Below are 18577 nucleotides of genomic sequence, written 5' to 3'. Positions count from 1 at the left end.
GCCACCGGATGACCGTCGGAATGGTGTTGCTGGCCGGGCTGCTCGTCGCCGGCGGCGTCGTCGCGTGCCTCGCCGCCGTCCTGCCGTCCACGCCCCGGCTCGCCTCGGCGCTGGCCCGGATCGAGGGCCAGTCCGGCTGGGCTGCGTCGCCGCAGCGTGATCAGCTCACCGCCGACGGCACGTCGGAACGGCTGGGTGCCTGGCTCCACCGCCGGCTGCCGTTCGCGATCACGGCGGGGCAACGTCGGCGGCTGCTGATGCAGGGCAAGTCGATGGCCGAGTTCTACGCCGACAAGGCGGTGATGGCGGTCGTCGGTGCCGTGATGCCGGCCTTCGTCTGCACCGCGTTCAGCCTGCTCGCCGGGGTCACGCCGGCGCTGCCGGTGATCGTCGCCCTGATCGGACTGGTGATCGGCTTCTTCGTGCCGGACCTGTTGTTGTTGCGTACGACGGCGCAGCGGAAGTCGTCGGCGGTGGAGGCCCTGCTGGTGTACATCGACCTGGTGACGCTGGAGCGGCTGGCCAACGCGTCGGCGACCCAGGCGTTGCACAACGCGGCGGAGATCAGTGACGTGCCGCTGTTCCGGCAGCTCCGGCTGGCGCTGGACCGGGCCCGGCTCGAGCAGCAGCCCCCGTACGGGGAACTGCGCCGGCTGGCCGACCAGCTGGAACTCCCGGAGCTGGCGGACCTGGCCGACATCATGCAGCTGGACGAGACCGGTGCCGCCCTGGCCGGGACGTTGCGGGCCAGGGTGCGCGAGCTGCGGGACGCCCACATCAACGCCGAGCAGGTCGCGGCGAGCAGTGCGTCCGAGGGTATGACGATCTACATGACGGTGCCGGTGTTGATCTTCGGCCTGATCTTCATCACGCCCGCCGTACTGCGGATCGTCGGAGGCTGGTGACCATGATCATCATCGGACAACATCGCGCATCGACGGACAACACCGCAACCCTTCATTGGTGCGTTGGGATCGGTCAGGCTGGACGGATGAACGGCCCGACGCACCCGAACGATCCCCCGGAACGCGGTGCCTGATGGGGAGATTCCTGCGCGGACTCGGGGCCCTGGTCCTCCTGATCGCCGTCGTGGCGGGAGTCCCGTTCGCGCTGATCCTGCTCGGCGGCAACCCGTTCCCCGAGCGCTTCGGCTGGGACGAGTTGGTTGCCGCCCTGTTCCGGCCCGACGACGGCACCGTGTTGATGGGTTTGATCACGATCGTGGCCTGGCTGGCCTGGCTGGTGTTCACGCTGTCGATCTTCGTGGAGGTCATCGGCCGGATAGCCGGGTATCAGATCACGCTCCAACTGCCCGGCATGGCGGCACCGCAGCGGTGGGCGGCGGGCCTCGTGGTTGCGGTGATCACCATGATCGGGATCCCGGCCGAGGCCGAGCCGCGAGCGGAGCCGGCCCCGATCGTCCTGATCGAGCGCGGTGATCAAGGTGATCAAGCGGAACGGGCTCCTGACGTGTCCGCCCCACCTGCGGTGGGCGCGCCGAGGTCCACCCGGGACCGGCCACCGGAGGCGCGGACACCTCGCGCCGAGGCTCCCGCCAAGCCGCCGGCGGCGGGCTCCGAACGGCACGTGGTCAAGCCCGGCGACGATCTGTGGAGCCTGGCCGAGCACTACTACGGCGACGGTCGGCAGTGGCGCAAGATCGCCCTGGCCAACCCCGGCCTGCTGAGCGGCGGGCCCGACGTGCTGAAACCCGGTTGGCGGTTGATCATTCCCGACGCCGGCCGCCGCGCCGCACCCCCGGGCGACACCCTGCGGGTGAAGCAGGGTGACTCGCTGTGGTCGATCGCCGGCAGGATCTACGGCGATCCGGAGCGATGGCCGGAGCTGTATCGAGCCAACCGGTTCCAGCTCAGCGACCCCGACGAGATCGACGCCGGAATGCTGCTCCTGCTGCCGTCCGGGGCTGCCGCACCGCGCGACGAGGGGAGCCCTGAGCCGGGCAGGGAACCGCGCCGGGAGTCGGAGCAGGGTCGAACCTCGGAGCGGGATGGGTCGCGGGAACGGGACCGGGGGGCGGAGGACCGAGGCTCGGAGCGGGGCGGTGGATCCGATCGAGACCGCGGACCTGAGCGGGACGGTCGTTCCGAACGAGACGGAGAGACCGAGCGGGGCAGGGGTTCTGAGCGGGGCGGGGGTTCCGAACGGAGCGAGGAGTCCGAGCGGGGCTCGCGGCGCGGGCCGAGCAAGGAGTCGGAGCAGGGTCGGGAGACCGAGCATGGCAAGCCGGCGGACCGGGACGGGAACGGGGAGCGGGGGCGGGACCGCCGGGCGGAGCGGGAACGGCAAGCCGAGCAGGACCGACAATCCCAGCAGGACCGGCAAACCGAGCAGGACCGGCAGGCTGAGCGGGACCGGCAGGCTGAGCGGGACCGGCAGGCTGAGCGGGACCGGCAGGCCGAGCGGGACCGGCAAGCCGAGCAGGACCGGCAGGCCCAGCAGGACCGGCAAACCGCGCGGGGAAGGCAGGCGGAGCGGGACGGAAGCACCGAGCGGGACGGGAATTCCGAGCGGAGCAAGCAGGCGGAGCGGGACAAGCACACCGAAGGCGGGGACGGCGGGTCCAGCGGTGATCGCGAAACGCGTCGGGGCCAGGCGTCGGATCGGGACGGAGCTCCGCAGCACGAACGAGGCCCGGGTCGGTGGCGCGGGGGCCCGCAGCCCGGGCCGGAGGTCGGGACCGGGTTCGGTGCACCCGACGAGCGGACCAACGGGACGGGGCCGGGGCAACCCGGGTCCGTGCCGAGCCCCGGCCTACCGGCGGCGACGCCAGGTCCGGGGTCGCCGACCTCGGCCGGCCCCGACCGGACGCCGGTCGCTGGGCCCGGTTCGACGGGAGACGCGCCCGGCCAGCCGACCGGGTCGCAGGCGCTCGGTGCGGTCGAGTTCGAGGCACCCGAGGTTGCGGCGGCGGTGGCGGGCCTGGCCGGAGTCGGCGGCCTGTTCGCGGCGGCGGTGCTGAACGGCCTGGCCGCACGCCGGCTGGTGCAGCTGCACCGGCGGCCGCTGGGCCGTCGGCTGCTCCCGATCGCGGCGCCCGCCCGTGCGGTCGAGTCGGCGCTCGGCCGGCGGCAGCGGCCGCTCAACCTGCGCGACCTGGACCAGGTGTTGCGGGCGCTCTCGGCCCACTGCCACGCGGCCGGCACCGCGCTACCGCCGCTGCGGCTGGCGGTGGTGGGCGACGACGAGCTGGAATTGATCATGGAACAGTTCGTGGACCGGGCACCGGCCGGGTTCACGGTCCGCGGCACCACCTGGGTGATCACCGCCGACGATCTTCGTTATCTGCGGACGATTCCGGGCTTCGGTGAGGCGACCAGGCCCTATCCGGCCCTGGTCGGGATCGGCACCGACCCGCGCGGCCGGGCGGTCCTGGCGGACCTCGAAGGCATGGGCGTCCTGGCCGTCGACTCCGAGGACCCGGAGCTGGCGCCGGCCTTCCTCGCGGCCGCGGCGACAGAGCTGTCCTTCTCGCCCTGGGCCGACGAAATGGTGCTGACCCTGGTCGGCGAGCACCCCGGCCTGGCCGGGCCGTTGGGCCGGCACAACGTGACCCAGACCGACGATCTCGACCGCCTGCTGACCCAGCTGGAACACCGAGCCACCATCCAGCGCCGGGAACAGGCCGAGCGCCCGGTGGCCCTGCTGCGCAGCGATCCCGATCTCGCCGACCCGTGGGCACCGGAGATCGTCCTGATCGACCGCCGTCCCACGGATCAGCAACTGGAGCGCATCAGCCGGGTCGTCGGCGACCTCCCGACCGTGACCATGGCGATCGTCGTCCCGGGCGGTTCGGACCGGTCGGACTGGACCCTGCGACTGCACCCGTCCGATCCGACCGCGCCGTCCGTCCGGGCCGAACTCCTACCGCTGGGCCTCGAACTCGTACCGCAGCTGCTGCGGCCGGCGGCGGTCGACGCCGTGGTCGAGCTGATCGCCGCGACCGGCACCGAGGAGACCGGACCGGCGCCGTGGTGGCGGCACGACACCAACGGGCATCCGGCCCGGGGACACCGGCTCGACCAAACGGCGTTGCCCCAGCCGGACCCGCCGCCCGGAACACCACCCGACGGGACGGCCGAATCGCCACCGCTCGGCGCCGATCCCCCGGACCCGGTGCCGGCTCCGGACCGGAGACCTGGGGAGTGGGGCGAGTCAGCGACTGGGCACGAACGAGCGAGGGCGGCGATGGACGGATCGGGAGCGAATGGACCGGGCACGGTTCATCACCCGACCCTGCGCATCCTCGGTGCGATCGAACTCGCCGGCGCCTCCGGTCCGGTCCCGCCGCGCGCCGACAAGCAGTGCCTGGAGTACTGCGGCTGGCTGTTGGAGCATCCCGGCAGTACGGCTCGGGCGATGGCCGCGGCGCTGGCGGTCGCGGAGGGGACCCGGCGGTCGAACATGAGTCGGCTCCGGACCTGGCTCGGTACGTCGAGCGACGGCGATCCGTACCTGCCCGACGCCTACAGCGGCCGGATCGCGCTGCACCCGGCGGTCAGTTCCGACTGGCACCGGCTGCAGATCCTGACCCTCGGCGGCGTGAACCGGGCCGGGGACGACGCGCTGTTCGCCGCGCTCGAACTCGTCCGCGGCGCCCCGCTGGCCGACGCCGCTCCCGGCCAGTGGCACTGGGCCGAGGAGTTGCGGACCGACATGGTGTCCGTGGTCCGCGATCTCGGGGTCGAGTTGTGCCGACGGGCCCTGGACCGGAACGACATCGACCTGGCCCGCTGGTCGGCGGCGCGTGCCCTGGTGGCGGCGCCGGCTGACGAACTGCTGATGGTGGCGAGGATCCGTACCGAGCACCAGGCCGGCAACCACGCCGAGACCGAGCGGCTGGCGCTGCAGTTGGCCGGGCACGCCCGCATCCTCGGCGTCGATCTGGACCCGGAGACCGTCCGGGTACTGCAACAGGTGATGGAGGGCCAGGTCAGGGCGCGGCTCGTCTGACCGGCTCAGGAAGCAGTGATCAGGAACGGACGAGGCGGGCGATCGCCTGGGTCGCCTCGTTCAGCTTCGCGTCGGCCTCGGCGCCACCGTTCTCAAGCGCACCGGCGACACAGTGGTTCAGGTGCTCCTCGAGCAGGCCGAGGGCGACGGACTGCAGCGCACTGGTCATCGCGGACACCTGGGTGAGGATGTCGATACAGTACTTTTCCTCGTCGATCATCTTCTGCAGGCCTCTGGCCTGCCCCTCGATCCGGCGCATCCGCTTCAGGTACGCCTCTTTGTTGCTGATGTAGCCGTGACTGTGATCGTGCTCTTCGGTCATCCTGCACCTCCACCAGGCAGTGTACCCCCCTAGGGTATAGAAGCGAACTGGTTGGCAAGATCCGGCTATTCAGCCACATGTCGACAAAGTCACATAGCGATGGACTGCTTTGGTTATCCCCAGTCGCTGTGCGTAACTACTGGTCGCGTGGGGTCGGTGTCAAGTCGAACCAGGGTTACCCAAGCCGCTGGAGATTCTCGCCAACCGATTTTCGTCCACCGTGTGTAGATCACGTCGTACCTGGTCAGAAGCCCATTCAAGAAGTTGTCCCGAAGTTGTCCCCAGCTTCGTACCCAGGCTGCGCACAACGTCTGAGCGTGTCCCGCACAGGCTGCACGGAGTTGTCCCCAGGACCTGTGGATAACCGGCTTTCCGCTGGCTCCCGCAAGGCGTACGGTTGCGCGAAGTTGAGCGACACACGTCCGGAACGGCGACCTGCTGCGGGGTTGTCAGTCCTCGGTCCTACCGTTGTTCTTGCATCGGCGTCAGCGGCTCTCGCGGGTGGTTTCGGCCCTCCCGGAGCCGTACCGACCGGGTGCGGAACGACGGGCCGGTCGGAGGTGTCGCCGGCGCACGAACGAGCCACGGACAGAAGGTGTGATGAGCGTAGCCGAGGTGATGCCGTCCTACGACGAGGCTCCGCGACCCCCGGATCGCACCCCGCCGCAGGACATGGCGGCCGAGCAGTGCGTCCTGGGCGCGATGCTGATGAGCAAGGACGCGATCGCCGACGTGGTCGAGGTGATCCGCGGCGTCGACTTCTACCGCCCGGCGCACGAGCTCGTCTACGACGCGATTCTCGACCTGTACGGGCGCGGCGAGCCGGCCGACGCGATCACGGTGGCCGACGAGCTGACCAAGCGGGGCGAGGCGACCCGGGTCGGCGGCGCGCCGTACCTGCACACCCTGCTGGCGAGCGTGCCGATCGCCGCCAACGCCGGCTACTACGCCGAGATCGTGCGCGAGAAGGCGATCCTGCGCCGGCTGGCCGACGCGGCGCTGCGGATCTCGCAGCTGACCTACGCCGGGGAGGGCGACGCCGACGCCATCGTCGACCGGGCCCAGGCTGAGGTCTACGCGGTCACCGACCGACGGGCCAGCGAGGACTACAAGCCGCTGTCGGAGCTGATGCAGCCGACCCTGGACGAGATGGAGGCGATCTCCTCCCGCGGCGGCGGCCTGGCCGGCGTGCCGACCGGGTTCGCCGAGGTGGACGAGCTGACCAACGGGCTCCATCCCGGCCAGATGATCATCGTCGCGGCCCGACCCGGTTGCGGTAAGTCGACCCTGGCGCTCGACCTGGCCCGCGCCGCCTCGATCAAGAACGGCCTGACCTCGGCGATCTTCTCGCTGGAGATGAGCCAGATCGAGATCACGATGCGGCTGCTGTCCGCCGAGGCCTCGATCCCGCTGTCCCACATCCGCGGCGGCCGGATGAGCGACGACGACTGGCAGCGGGTCGCCACCAAGATGGGGCAGGTGTCGGAGGCGCCGCTCTACATCGACGACTCGCCGAACCTGACCATGATGGAGATCCGGGCCAAGGCCCGCCGGCTGAAACAGCGCCACGACCTCAAGCTCGTGCTGATCGACTACATCCAGCTGATGACGTCCGGCAAGAAGGTCGAGTCTCGCCAGCTCGAGGTCTCGGAGTTCTCCCGGCAGCTGAAGCTGCTGGCCAAGGAGCTCGAGATCCCCGTCGTCGCGCTGTCCCAGCTGAACCGTGGTCCGGAGCAGCGCACCGACAAGAAGCCGATGCTGTCCGACCTCCGCGAGTCCGGCTCGCTGGAGCAGGACGCCGACCTGGTCATGCTGCTGAACCGGCCGGATCTCTACGACAAGGAGTCCGAGCGGGCCGGCGAGGCCGACTTCGACGTCGCCAAGCACCGTAACGGCGCGACCAAGACGATCACCGTCGCCTTCCAGGGCCATTACTCGCGCTTCGTCGACATGCAGCACTGATCACTGACGCTGCGGGGCGCCGAGGGGTTCGACGCGGGCCGGTGATCTGATCAGGGTCAGCGCGATCAGCCACGAGGCGAGCATCGGCACCAGCATGATCAGGTACGTCAGCCCGGCGGCCGGGCCGAGCCGCGGGAGCAGGGCCGCGCGCTGGTCGGGATCGAGCTCGAGCAGGGTGCCCAGGCCACCGGTCAGGTCCGGCGCGGCCTGGGTGAGCATGATCGTCAGGATCGCGGTGCTGGCGGCGATGCCGAGGGCGCTGGCGATCTGTTGCAGGGTGCCCATGATCGCGGCGCCGTGCGGGGTCTGGTCGCCGTCCAGCCGGCGCAGGGTCGCGGCCATGGTGGGCAGGATCGCGGCGCCGGAGCCGATGCCGAGCAGCAGGTTCACGGCCATGATCACCGGGTAGGCAGCGTTGAGGCTGACCGAGAGGGCCAGGCCGGCCAGGCCGAGCAGGCCGACGCCGGTGCCGAAGATGACGATCCGGCGGGCCGGCAGGCGGTCGATCAGCCGGGTCGCCACCTGCATGGTGATCCCGGCGCCGAGCGCGGTCGTGATCCCGAGCAGGCCGGCCTGGGCCGCAGTGTCGCCGCGCACCGCCTGGACGTAGATCGGCAGCACGGTGCCGACGCCGAAGTACGCGGCACCGAAGAAGAACAGCACCGCGACGCCGGCGGCGAAGCCCGGGGTCTGCAGCAGCCGGATCCGGAGCAAGGGGTGGGCCAGCCGACGAGACCGTACGACGAACATGATCAACAGCACGCCGGCCGCGACCAGGGTGATCATCGGCGGCAGGGTGATCCGGCCGCCGGCGTCCCCGATCAGCGACGCGGCGAGCACCAGCGCGACCACGCTCGGCAGCAACAGGGCCAGCCCGAGGACGTCGAGCGGCCGGCGCTCCGGCTTCGGCTGACGCGGCAGCAGCCGGGCCGCGCAGATCATGGCGATGACCCCGATCGGCAGGTTGATCGCGAGGATCCAGCGCCAGGACGAGACGTCGATCAGCCAGCCGGCCAGCAGCGGACCGACCAGCGGGCCGATCAGGACGGGCAGGCCGAGGTAGCTCATCATCCGGCCGCGGCGCTCCGCCGGGACCGCGCCGAGCGCGATGGTCTGGCCGACCGGGTTGAGTACGCCGCCGCCGAGCCCCTGCAGCACCCGGAAGGCGATCAACGACTCCGGACTCCAGGCCAGGGCGCACAGCACGGAGGCGACGGTGAAGACGGCGAGCCCGCCGAGGTAGACGGGCTTGGTCCCGTACCGGCCGGTCAGGGCGGCGGTGGCCGGCAGGATCGCCACGATCGCCAGGGTGTAGCCGGTGGTGACCCACTGCAGGACCGGCAGGGTCGAGCTGAACTCGGCCACCATCGCGGGCAGCGCGATGATCGTCGCCACCGTGTCGAGGACGACCAGCAGCCCGCCCAGGACGAGGACCACCGCCAGCCGGTGTACGCCGTTCACTGCGGGTGCGGGAAGGGTTCGAGCCGACGCTGCCGGCGTAGGGCGGAGGCCCACCAGGCCAGCTCGCCGAGCGCGAAGCCGAGGGTCCGCTCAGCGGTCGCGGTCGGTTCGAGCCGGCCGTGTTGATCAAGGTGCGCCCAGGGCTCGGCGATGGTGACCGCCCGGCGGGTGGTGACCGCGTGGAGTTCGGCGAAGACGCTGCGCAGGTGTTCGGCGGCGAGGACTCCGCCGGTCATCCCGTACGTCACCGGCAGCACCGGCTTGAACATCCACTCGGCGTAGTGACAGTCGACGGCGTGCTTGAGGGTCGCCGGCAGGCCACGGTTGTACTCAGGCGTGATGATCATGAAGCCGTCGCCGGCCTCGATCCGGTCGGCGATCTCGCTGCGGGTGCCGGCGCCGCCCGGCCGCAACTCCTCCGGACCGGGCAACCGAACCTTGGCCAGGTCGATCACGTCGAGCACGAACCGGTCGCTGCGCTCGACCCGGTCCAGCACCCAGTCGGTGATCGCCGGCCCGACCCGTTCGGACCGGACACTGCCCTGCAGGACGACAAGGCGCAGCGGACCATCGTGCTGATCAGGCAACGTCATGATCAGCACCGTAGAACTTCAAGTGAAGTTCAGGTCAAGGCGGCGGCCCGAAGGGCGGGACTGTGAGTACGGTCACCGGTCCCGGTCGGACCACCAGGACCGGAACCGGGCGAACTCGGCGGCCTCACCGTCGTCGAGCGCGCTCCACGGGTGCAGCTCCGGCTCCGTCGTCGTGGTGGCGGTCCAGTCGGCCCGGACCGCTCCGTAGGTGATCATGGAGCCGGGCATCGCCCCGCCGTGGACCAAGCGTCGCTTCGCCGCGACGAGTCCGATCGAGCCGTCCCGGGAACAGAAGTAGACGTTGTCGAACTCGGGCAGCACGGCGGTGCGCCGGGGCGGCTCGTCGATGACAGGGTCGACGTCGTACGCCTCGCCGATCCGGTGGTCGGTGACCTCGGTCAGCGCCGGGCCGAGCCGGGTCATCCCGGACCAGTAGCCGGCGTCCGCGGCGGTCCGGGGTCCGAAGCTGCGCAGGAAGGTCCGGACCAGGTCGGGCGTGCCGACGTCCGGATCGGCGAGCGGCTCGTCGATCACCTGCTCGGCGAGGACGTAGCGGGTCCGGGCCGGCGACCAGCAGGAGTGGTCGGCGACCTGGACCACCGGCAGCAGCATCCGGATCGCGAAGCCGAGCCGTCGCGGTTCCGGGCCGGGGAAGTCCTCGGTCAGCGCGGCGCCGATCTCGGCGCGGGTCAGGCCCGGGCGGCTTCGGAGCAGCCGGGTGCCGGCGTCCAGGAGTCGATCATGGTCGACCTGCTTCCACAGGCCCGGATTGAAGCCGCGGACCACCCGCTCCAGCATCGGCTGCAGGGCCTGCCGCCAGGTCAGGTACTGGCGGCGGGTCACCAGGTGGACAGTGCCGCGGAGCAGGTTGGCCTTGACCAGCCGGTAATCCTGCAGGGCGGCATCGACGGCGGGTAGCGACGGGTCGGCCATCCGGGTCCACAGCCCGACGAGTGGGCCGCGGGCCGTCTGCGCGTTGAGTCCGCCGAGCGCCTCGACGAGTGGTTCGACGGCCAAGGCGGAGCTTTGGCCGAGTGCCTGGCGGCGAAGGAATGCCTCACGATCCCACATCGTGGCCATTGTGCCGTGAATGGCCGGCAGGATCGGAACAGGCGGGCGGCGGGCGAGGGAGGCAAGCCGTGGAGGAGTCCGACGACATCGAGACCGGGCGGGACAAGCTGATCATTGCGGCTCTTCGCCGGGCTCGCTGTCCTGTTCGGGGTCGCGGCCGGACGCGCCGCACTGCCGTGGACCGATGCGGCCAGAGACGCCGCCGCGGTGCCGGCCCTGTGGGCCCTCGGTGCGGTCACCAGGCGAACGGGATCCGGCACGAGGTCCCGCTCGATCCGAAGGAGGTCGGCCGGCGGGTCGCCAAGACCTTGATCGGTCGGCAGAATCGGAACCATGCCTCGTGAACGGGACGGGCTTCCCGTGATGCAGCGCGTCGAGTCCAGCAGCATCCGCGCCGTCGGGTACGACGACGAGCACGCCCGCCTGGTGATCGACTTCGCCGGCGGCGGCCGGTACGTCTACTACGGGGTGCCGGCGTCCGCGTACCGGGAACTGCTGGCGGCGGAGTCCATCGGACGGCACGTCAACACCGTGATCAAACCGCGCTACCCGGCGGAGTCGCTGGACTCCTGACCCGGCACCCGGGCCGCGAACGGCGGCCCGGGTGTGGTCAGTCTCAGCGAAGCTCGGCGGCGCCGGGTTCAGCCTCCGGCTCGGCGGTCGGCTCACCGGGTTCGTCGGGCTCTGCCTTCGTGGTGCGCAGGAACGCGGCCAGGACGATCGCCGCGATGCCCATCAGGGCGGCGATCCCGAAGGCGAGCTGGATGCCCTGGTTCTGGGCCAGCACCTCGGACGCGCCGGCGCCGAGTGCCGACTGGCTGCGGATGGTCATGATCGTCACCAGCAGCGCGACGCCGGCGGCACCGGCCACCTGTTGCAGCGTGGACAAGACGGCGCTTCCGTGGGAGTGCAGATGCACCGGCAGCGGGTTCAGGGCGGTCGTGAACGCCGGCGTGAACATGGCGGCGAGGCCGAGCGAGAGCACCAGGTGCAGCCCGATCAGCTGCCAGATCGGCGTGGTCGGGGTGACCGTGGTCAGACCCCACATCACCAGCACCATCACGGACGCCCCGAACAGGGCCAGGCCCTTCGGCCCGTACCGGTCGAACAGCCGGCCGACGATCGGGGCCAGCACGCCCATCAGGACACCGCCGGGCAGCACCAGCAGCCCGGTGGACAGCGGATCCAGCCCGCGGACGTTCTGCAGGTAGATCGGCAGCAGGATCACGGTGCCGAACAGGGCCAGCATCGCGACGCAGAGCAGGCCGACGCCGGCCCGGAACATCGGGAACCGGAACACCCGCAGGTCCAGCAGCGGGTTGCCCGGCGCGTAGAGCCGGGTCTGCCGCCAGACGAAGATCACCAGCGACACGACGCCGATCACCAGCGCACCGATCGCCACGACCATGCTGCCGCCGTGGCTCGCCTCACCGAGCTGACTCAGGCCGAACACGATGCCGCCGAAGCCGGGCACCGAGACCAGGATCGACAGGAAGTCGAGCTTCGGCCGGGACTGCTCGCCGACGTTGACCAGCTTCACGGCCCCGTACGCCAGCGCGATCAGGGCGATCGGCAGCACCAGCAGGAACATGAACCGCCAGGACAGGAACTGCAGGATCAGCCCGGACAGGGTCGGCCCGATCGCCGGGGCGACCGAGATGACGATGCTGACGTTGCCCATCACCGCGCCGCGCTTGGCGACCGGCACCAACCCGAGCACCGTGGTCATCAGCAGCGGCATCATGATCGCGGTGCCGGACGCCTGGATCACCCGGGCGATCAGCAGCACCGTGAAGCCCGGTGCCAGCCCGGCCAGCAGGGTGCCGGCGGAGAACAGCGACATGGCGAGCAGGAACACCGTCCGCGTGGTCAGCCGCTGCAGCAGGAACCCGGTGGTCGGAATCACCACGGCCATGGTCAGCATGAACACGGTGGACAGCCACTGACCGACGCCCGGCGTGATCTGCAGTTCGCCCATCAGCTGGGGCAGGGCGACGCCCATGATCGTTTCGTTCAAGATCACCACGAACGCCGCGACCAGCAGCGTGATGATGATCTTCGTATGGGAGACGGGTTTGCCGCTCCGAGAGGTCGCGTCGACGGGTTGGGTTGGCGCGGTCATCCGGTGGTCCTTCGTGACGTCGGGCTGGGGTTCGGGCAGCAGCGGCGCTGTCTTTGGTCAGGGATGAAGACTGGTCGGCGGACCGAAAGTCATCGGTGGAACGTCGGGCCGGGCCCGGATAGTCCCGCCATTCTGGCCCGTCGGCACAAATTTCCGGGATTCCCGGCGGCCTGCGGGCAGCGTGAAACTCACATGCCACCAACCCTACGGGCCGTCACTGACAGGCGTCACCGGTTTTTCGCCAGCGGCAGAGTGACGCCAGTCTCACGGCATCTCCCAGGGCGCCTGGGGCAGCGGCCGCCCGGTCTCCAGGAAGGACTTCAGGTTGGACAGGACGGCGGGCCAGCCGCTCGCCGCGCCGGCCTCGGGGACCAGGTTCTCGTGGGTGACGGTGAGCCGGACGATGCTGCCGTACGGCTCGATGTCGAAGGCGACCCGCTCCGAGTCGGCGTTCTCCGGCGCCCCGTCGTCCACCCAGTTGAACTTCAGCCGGCGCGGCGGGTCGGACTCCAGCACGGTGCCGCCGCCGTCGTTGAGTCCGCTGCCGTCGATCCGCCGGTGCTCCCAGTGCGAGCCGACCTGCCAGTCGGAGGAGACGTTGCTGTGGCCCCAGTAGGCGGCCGACAGGTCCGGATCGGTGATCGCCTGCCAGACCCGCTCGGGCGTGCTCTCGATGTACGTGACGTACACGAAGGTCGGTCGGTCAGTCATGGCTTCCGCCCTTTCCTTGATGGTGGCGAGCGCGGCCAGCCGGGGTTGCTCGAACCGGCCGATCCAGCGCTCCTGGATCTCGTTGATCGGCACCGGGTTGAGGTAGTGCAGCTTGCGCCGCCCCTGCCACACGATGCTGATCAGGTTGGCCCCTTCGAGCAGGGCCAGATGCTGAGTCGCGGACTGCCGGGTCATCGCGACCCCGGCACAGAGCTCGCCGAGCGTCTGGCCGTTCCGCTCGCGCAGCCGGTCGAGCAGCTGGCGCCGGGTCGGGTCGCTCAGTGCTCGGAACACCAGATCAACGTCCTCAGGCATGGCTCCACGATATGCAGGCAAATGCCTGCATATCAAGTCTCGGGCGTGCACAAGTCGGTCTCGGCGGTGGCTCTGCCCGGGCCTCGGGATGCCGGGCACGGTCTGTGGCACGTTTCAATCGGGTTCGGCAGGATGGAGGCCATGACTCGCCGGCTCCGTGTCGATGATCAACCCGCACCGCTGGCCGTGGCCGGCGAGCGCCCGCGCTTCAGCTGGGCGGTGACCGGGCCGGACGCCCGGCTCTCGGTCTGGCCGGCCGACGCGCCGGACCACCCAGTCTGGCAGTCCGACGAGGTGGGTGATCCGGCCACCGGGGTCGCCTACGCGGGCAGCCCGTTGCAGCCGGGCACCCGCTATCGCTGGCGGGTCGAGGAAGGCGACGGCCGGGCGGAGGCGGAGTTCCGGACCGCGCCGGCGTCGTTCCCCACGGTCGGCCGCTGGATCGGCGCACCGGGTGGTGCGGAGTACGGCGAGCCGGTGCTGCGCCGCACGGTCCGGATCGACCGGCCGGTCACCGAGGCGATCTGGTACGTCTGCGGTCTCGGCCTGCACCGTCCGTCGATCGACGGCCGGCCCGCCAACGATCACCGGCTCAGTCCGCCGTTCGCGGCGTTCGACCGGACCGTCTGGTACGTGCCGAGCGACGTCACCGACCGGTTCGGGATCGGCGAGCACGAACTCGAGATCACCCTCGGCAACGGCTTCTTCGCGGTGCCGACGCCCAACGTCTGGGACTGGCACACGCCGCCCTGGCTCGGCCCGCTGCGCGTCGTGGCCGAACTCGAGCTGCGGTACGCCGACGGCAGCCGGGAGTTGATCGGCACCGACGAGAGCTGGACCGTGACCCGCGGCGGCACGACGCTGAACTGCTACTACGCCGGCGAGGCCTACGACGCCACCGTGCCGCCCGGTGACCCGGAGCCGGCGGTTCCGCTCGACCCGCCGGCCGGCGTCCTCCGGCCGCAGGCCCATCCGCCGGTCCGGGTGACCTGGACCGGCGGTCCGACCTGGACCCGGGTCGGCGACGCCTGGGTGGCCGACTTCGGCCGCACGATCGCCGGTTGGGTCCGGCTGCGGACGGATCAGGCCGCCGGGGCCGAGGTGATGATCACCTACGCCGAGGCGGTCGAGGAGGACCGACTGCTCCGGCCGCGCAGCGTGCACGTCGAGGGTGACCGGTTCCAGGTGGACAGCTACCGGGGCAACGGCGAGCTTGATCAGGAGTGGGAGCCTCGCTATTCGTACAAGGGATTCCGGTATGTCCAGCTGGACGGGCTGACCCACCTGCCCGATGCCCGCACCCTGACCGCCTGTGCCGCGCACAACGACGTCGACCGGGTCGGCGTCTTCGACTGCGCCGAGCCGCTGTTCGTGACGTTCGCCGAGGCGATGGCCCGGACGATCAGCAACAACCTTCATCACCTGCCGACCGACACTCCGGTGTACGAGAAGAACGGCTGGACCGGCGACGCCCAGCTCGGCGCCCCGACCATGATCAACTTCTTCGATCTCCAGTCCCTGTTGGGAAAGTGGCTCGATGATCTTCGGGACGGGATGACCTCGGAGGGTGCGCTGCCGGTGATCGCGCCGACCGCCGGCTGGGGCTACAACCAGCTCGCCCCGTCGCCGGAATGGACCACCGTCTATCCGTACCTGGTGCGCGAGCTGTACCGGTACTACGGCGACCGAGGCCTGCTCGATGATCATTGGCCGGCGATGACCCGCTACCTGGACTGGGAGCTGGACAAGCTGGTCGACGGGCTGCCGGTGTCGGAGCTCGGCGACTATCTCGCGCCGGGCACCCAGGGGACCGGTCCGGACGACTCCGTGCTGACCGCGACCGCCTTTCTGATCAGGGCATTGCGGGCGGCGGTGGAGATCGCCGACCTGATCGGGACCGACGGTGCCCGGTTCGGCGCCGCGGCCGACGAGCTTCATGATCGACTTCTGCGGCGCTGCCTGGCGCCGGAGCGGGACGCGATCATCGTGGGGCCGCACTACAGCCAGACCGCGAACGCCACCGCGCTGGTGCACGGGCTGATCCCGGACGACGCGGTCGCCGCCGTCGCGGCGAGGCTGGCGGCCGATGTCGAGGAGCGCGGCCGGCACCACAACGTCGGCTGCATCGGTGCCCAGACCCTGCTCAAGGCCCTGACCTGGAACGGCTACGGCGAGCTGGCGCTGGCGGTGGCCCGGCAGCGCACGTACCCGAGTTGGGGCTACTGGTTCGATCAGGGCGCCGACACGATGTGGGAGTTCTGGGAGGACACCGCCCGGTCCCGTGATCACTACTTCCACGGCACCGTCGTGCAGTGGCTGATCGAGGACCTGGCCGGACTGACCTGCGGTGATCACGGTTGGCGGACCTTCCAGGTCCGGCCCTGGCTGCTCGGCGATGTTGATCATGCCTCGCATGCGGTCGACACGGTCCGGGGCCGGGTCGGCGTGCGCTGGTCCCGCACCGGTGGCCGGGTCGAGCTCGACGTGACCGTACCGCCTGGTGCGACGGCCACGGTCTCGGTGCCGGGCGTCGACCTGGAGCCGCCGGCCGGCGTGGCGGTGGACGCCGCGGGCGAGTTCGTCGCCAGCTCGGGCGTCTGGCGGTTCACCGGATCGCTGGCCGGCTGACTAGCTGTCGGCGACCGAACTCGGCAGCAGCGGCAGGGCGGCCCGGACGGACCAGCCGTGCGGCTCGCGCGGACCGGCGACGAAGCTGCCGCCGGCCCGGTGCACCCGCTGGGCCATCCCGGGCAGGCCGAAGCCGGCCGTGGTCGGGGTGCCGGGGCGGGCGGTGCCGTCGTCGTCGACGGTGATGATCAGCGAGCCGGTGTCGTGTTCCAGCCCGACCCGGATCGACCGGGCGGAGGCGTGCCGGATGGCGTTGGTCACGGACTCCTGGACGATCCGGTACGCGTCGTGCGGCACCGTGGCCGGGACGTCCGGGCCGATGGCCACGGTGACCGTGCGGTGCGGCGGTTCGCCGGCGTCCCGGGCCAGGGCGTTCAGGTCGGCCAGCGGGACCGGCGGCGCGGGCTCGTCGGCCCGGAGCAGGTCGAGCAGCCGCCGGATCTCGGCCAGCGCCTGGGCCGAGGTGTCGGCGATCGCCTGCAACGGCTCGTCCGTCGGGGTGGTCCGGTCGGCCAGGGCGCCGACGGCGCGCAGCCGGATCGAGCTGAGGTGGTGGCCGACCGAGTCGTGCACCTCGCGGGCGATCCTGGTGTGGTCCTCGGCTCGCGCCTGACGGTGGGCCGCCTCGCGGAGCCGGATCAGTTCGCGGGTACGGTCTCGCTGCAGCCGCAGCACCCAGCCGAGGGTGATCGGCAGCAGGGTCGAGGAGACCAGCAGGAACAGGTCCGTCGCCGTCGGGGTCTGCCCGCCGAGAAGCCCGGCCGCCGCGGTGGCGCCGGCGATCATGACGGCCAGCAGGAGCCGCCACCAGCCGGTCCGGTAGTAGGACGCCGAGGCCGCCGCGATGAAGGCGACGATCATGGGCAGACCGCCGTGGAACAAGGGGATCCGCAGGGCGAGGGCCATGATCATCACGGCGCCGACCGCCACCGCGGTGAGGACCGGGAAGCGCCGCCGGACCAGCAGCGGTGCGCAGAGCAGCGTGGTGAAGCCGAGGTGGACCGCCACCGCGGCGAGTGTCGGTTCGGCGGCCCGGGTGGACGAGTCGAGCAGCGGGAGCAGGGCCGCGCAGAGCCAGAGCACGCCGGCCGGCAGGGCGTCCCGGGCCGGGGTGGGCAGCCGCCGCCACCGTCCGGCGACCCGCTGCCAGCTCCCCGGCCGCGCGGTCATCGGGACCGTCGCTGGAACTCCAGGATGCGGTCCACGGCCTCGGCCACGGCCGCCGGACCGGCGGCCAGCGAGAGGCGGATCCAGGAGTCGCCGTGGACGCCGTCGAAGTCCAGTCCGGGGGTGACCGCGACGCCGCGATCGTCCAGCAGCGCGGTGGCCCACTCGCCGCTGGTCCGGTACCGGGTTCCGAGCTGATCATGGATGCCGGCGTAGACGTAGAACGCGCCGTCCACCGGCGCCAGCCCGGTCCAGCCCAGGTCGCCGACCGCGTCCAAGATCAACTGGCGGGCCTCGCCGTAGCCGGCGACGGCCGCGTCGGCCTCCGCGTACGAGTCCTCGGTGAACGCCTCGATCGCCGCATGCTGGGCCGGCACCGGCGGACAGAGGGCGATGTTGCCGGCCAGTGCGTCGAACCCGGGCACCAGATCCTCCGGCAGCACCGTCCAGCCGAGCCGCCAGCCGGTCATCCCCCAGTACTTGGAGAAGGAGGAGACGATCACCGACTGTTGATCATGGGCTAGCGCGCAGCTGCCGACCGACCCGGTGTAGCTGATCCCGTGATAGATCTCGTCGCTGACCAGTCGTACTCCATGATCACGACACCAGCCGGACAGGGCGGCGAGTTGGTCGTCATCGATCATGGTCCCGGTCGGGTTCGCCGGCGACGCCAGCACCAGTCCGGCCACCGGCCCGTCGGCCAGTGCCTGGTCCAGTTGATCAACACTCGGCTGGAACCGCAGCTCCGGACCGCAGTCGAGTTCGATCACGTCGCAGCCCAATGAGGCCAGGATGTTGCGGTAGGCGGGATAGCCGGGCCGGGCCAGCAGCACCCGGTCGCCGGGGTCGAACGCGGCCAGGAAGGTGTGCAGGAACCCGCCCGAACTACCCGTGGTGATCGCGATCCGGGCCGGGTCGACCTCGAGGCCGTACCAGCGCGCGTAGTGGCCGGCCAGCCGTTCCCGCAGCGGCCGGATCCCGAACGTCTCGCTGTAACCGAGCGGGATCGGCTCGGCCATCAGGTCGGCCATCCGGCGCCGTACCGCGGTCGGAGCGCCCTGGGACGGTTCGCCCGCGCACAGAGAGATCACCTCCCGGCCGGCGGCGCGCAACTCGGCCACCCGGGCCAGCACGGTCATCACCGTGAACGGGGGCACCTGGGAGCGGGTGGAGGGGCCGAGATCCTGCATGGGGCCAGCCAACCAGATCGACCCTGACGACGCAGACGGCCCAAGCCCCAACGGTGCGGGTCGA

General features: G+C 71.0%; 13 protein-coding genes. 5 read left to right on the top strand and 8 right to left on the bottom strand.

Annotated elements, in window-relative coordinates; genetic code table 11:
- The first annotated feature begins 8 nt into the window (after positions 1 to 8).
- Together ACFQU4_RS04865 and ACFQU4_RS04860 are read left to right on the top strand one after the other, a co-directional pair.
- Positions 9 to 905 (top strand): hypothetical protein, encoded by an 897-nt coding sequence (locus tag ACFQU4_RS04865; RefSeq protein WP_377487627.1) that lies wholly within the window; start codon positions 9 to 11, stop codon positions 903 to 905.
- Positions 906 to 1038: 133 nt separating this feature from the next.
- Positions 1039 to 4971 (top strand): LysM peptidoglycan-binding domain-containing protein, encoded by a 3933-nt coding sequence (locus tag ACFQU4_RS04860; protein WP_377487625.1) that lies wholly within the window; start codon positions 1039 to 1041, stop codon positions 4969 to 4971.
- 19 nt (positions 4972 to 4990) lie between these two features.
- Here the strand turns inward: ACFQU4_RS04860 and ACFQU4_RS04855 are convergent, their stop codons facing one another.
- The gene (locus tag ACFQU4_RS04855; RefSeq protein ID WP_377487623.1) at positions 4991 to 5293 is read right to left on the bottom strand and encodes a metal-sensitive transcriptional regulator; all 303 of its coding nucleotides are present in this window, start codon (positions 5291 to 5293) and stop codon (positions 4991 to 4993) included.
- A 618-nt stretch (positions 5294 to 5911) separates the two neighbouring features.
- Here ACFQU4_RS04855 and dnaB point away from each other — a divergent pair.
- Positions 5912 to 7255, top strand: coding sequence for a replicative DNA helicase (dnaB, locus tag ACFQU4_RS04850; RefSeq protein ID WP_377488757.1), 1344 nt, complete (start codon positions 5912 to 5914; stop codon positions 7253 to 7255).
- Here the strand turns inward: dnaB and ACFQU4_RS04845 are convergent, their stop codons facing one another.
- The 3 genes from ACFQU4_RS04845 to ACFQU4_RS04835 form a co-directional block, all read right to left on the bottom strand.
- Positions 7256 to 8716 (bottom strand): DHA2 family efflux MFS transporter permease subunit, encoded by a 1461-nt coding sequence (locus ACFQU4_RS04845; protein ID WP_377487621.1) that lies wholly within the window; start codon positions 8714 to 8716, stop codon positions 7256 to 7258. It lies immediately after the preceding gene.
- Positions 8713 to 9309, bottom strand: a complete 597-nt coding sequence (locus tag ACFQU4_RS04840) for an NADPH-dependent FMN reductase (RefSeq protein ID WP_377487619.1) — start codon at positions 9307 to 9309, stop codon at positions 8713 to 8715. The genes ACFQU4_RS04845 and ACFQU4_RS04840 overlap by 4 nt, the downstream gene beginning before the upstream one ends.
- A 72-nt stretch (positions 9310 to 9381) precedes the next feature.
- On the bottom strand, positions 9382 to 10326 hold the full coding sequence (locus ACFQU4_RS04835) for a winged helix DNA-binding domain-containing protein (RefSeq protein WP_377487617.1): 945 nt from the start codon (positions 10324 to 10326) through the stop codon (positions 9382 to 9384).
- 387 nt (positions 10327 to 10713) lie between these two features.
- On the opposite strand from ACFQU4_RS04835, the gene ACFQU4_RS04830 reads away from it, so the two are divergent.
- The gene (locus ACFQU4_RS04830) at positions 10714 to 10953 is read left to right on the top strand and encodes a KTSC domain-containing protein (RefSeq protein ID WP_377487615.1); all 240 of its coding nucleotides are present in this window, start codon (positions 10714 to 10716) and stop codon (positions 10951 to 10953) included.
- A gap of 43 nt (positions 10954 to 10996) precedes the next feature.
- Here the strand turns inward: ACFQU4_RS04830 and ACFQU4_RS04825 are convergent, their stop codons facing one another.
- Both ACFQU4_RS04825 and ACFQU4_RS04820 read right to left on the bottom strand, forming a co-directional pair.
- Entirely contained in the window at positions 10997 to 12502 is a 1506-nt protein-coding gene (locus ACFQU4_RS04825; RefSeq protein ID WP_377487613.1) for an MDR family MFS transporter, read from the bottom strand.
- Positions 12503 to 12766: 264 nt separating this feature from the next.
- Complete coding sequence (locus tag ACFQU4_RS04820) at positions 12767 to 13528, bottom strand: ArsR/SmtB family transcription factor (RefSeq protein WP_377487611.1); 762 nt, start codon at positions 13526 to 13528, stop codon at positions 12767 to 12769.
- Positions 13529 to 13669: 141 nt separating this feature from the next.
- Here ACFQU4_RS04820 and ACFQU4_RS04815 point away from each other — a divergent pair, with 141 nt between their 5' ends.
- On the top strand, positions 13670 to 16156 hold the full coding sequence (locus ACFQU4_RS04815; protein ID WP_377487609.1) for a family 78 glycoside hydrolase catalytic domain: 2487 nt from the start codon (positions 13670 to 13672) through the stop codon (positions 16154 to 16156).
- Here the strand turns inward: ACFQU4_RS04815 and ACFQU4_RS04810 are convergent, their stop codons facing one another.
- Positions 16157 to 17326 (bottom strand): sensor histidine kinase, encoded by a 1170-nt coding sequence (locus tag ACFQU4_RS04810; protein ID WP_377487607.1) that lies wholly within the window; start codon positions 17324 to 17326, stop codon positions 16157 to 16159.
- Positions 17323 to 18513 (bottom strand): pyridoxal phosphate-dependent aminotransferase, encoded by a 1191-nt coding sequence (locus ACFQU4_RS04805; protein ID WP_377487605.1) that lies wholly within the window; start codon positions 18511 to 18513, stop codon positions 17323 to 17325. The genes ACFQU4_RS04810 and ACFQU4_RS04805 overlap by 4 nt, the downstream gene beginning before the upstream one ends.
- Positions 18514 to 18577 lie beyond the last annotated feature (64 nt).

The sequence above is a fragment of the Microlunatus sp. GCM10028923 genome, assembly GCF_042666975.1.
Classification (GTDB): Bacteria; Actinomycetota; Actinomycetes; order Propionibacteriales; family Propionibacteriaceae; genus Microlunatus.
Note: the sequence above shows the minus strand (reverse complement) of the source record. Positions and strands in the feature narration are given on the sequence as shown.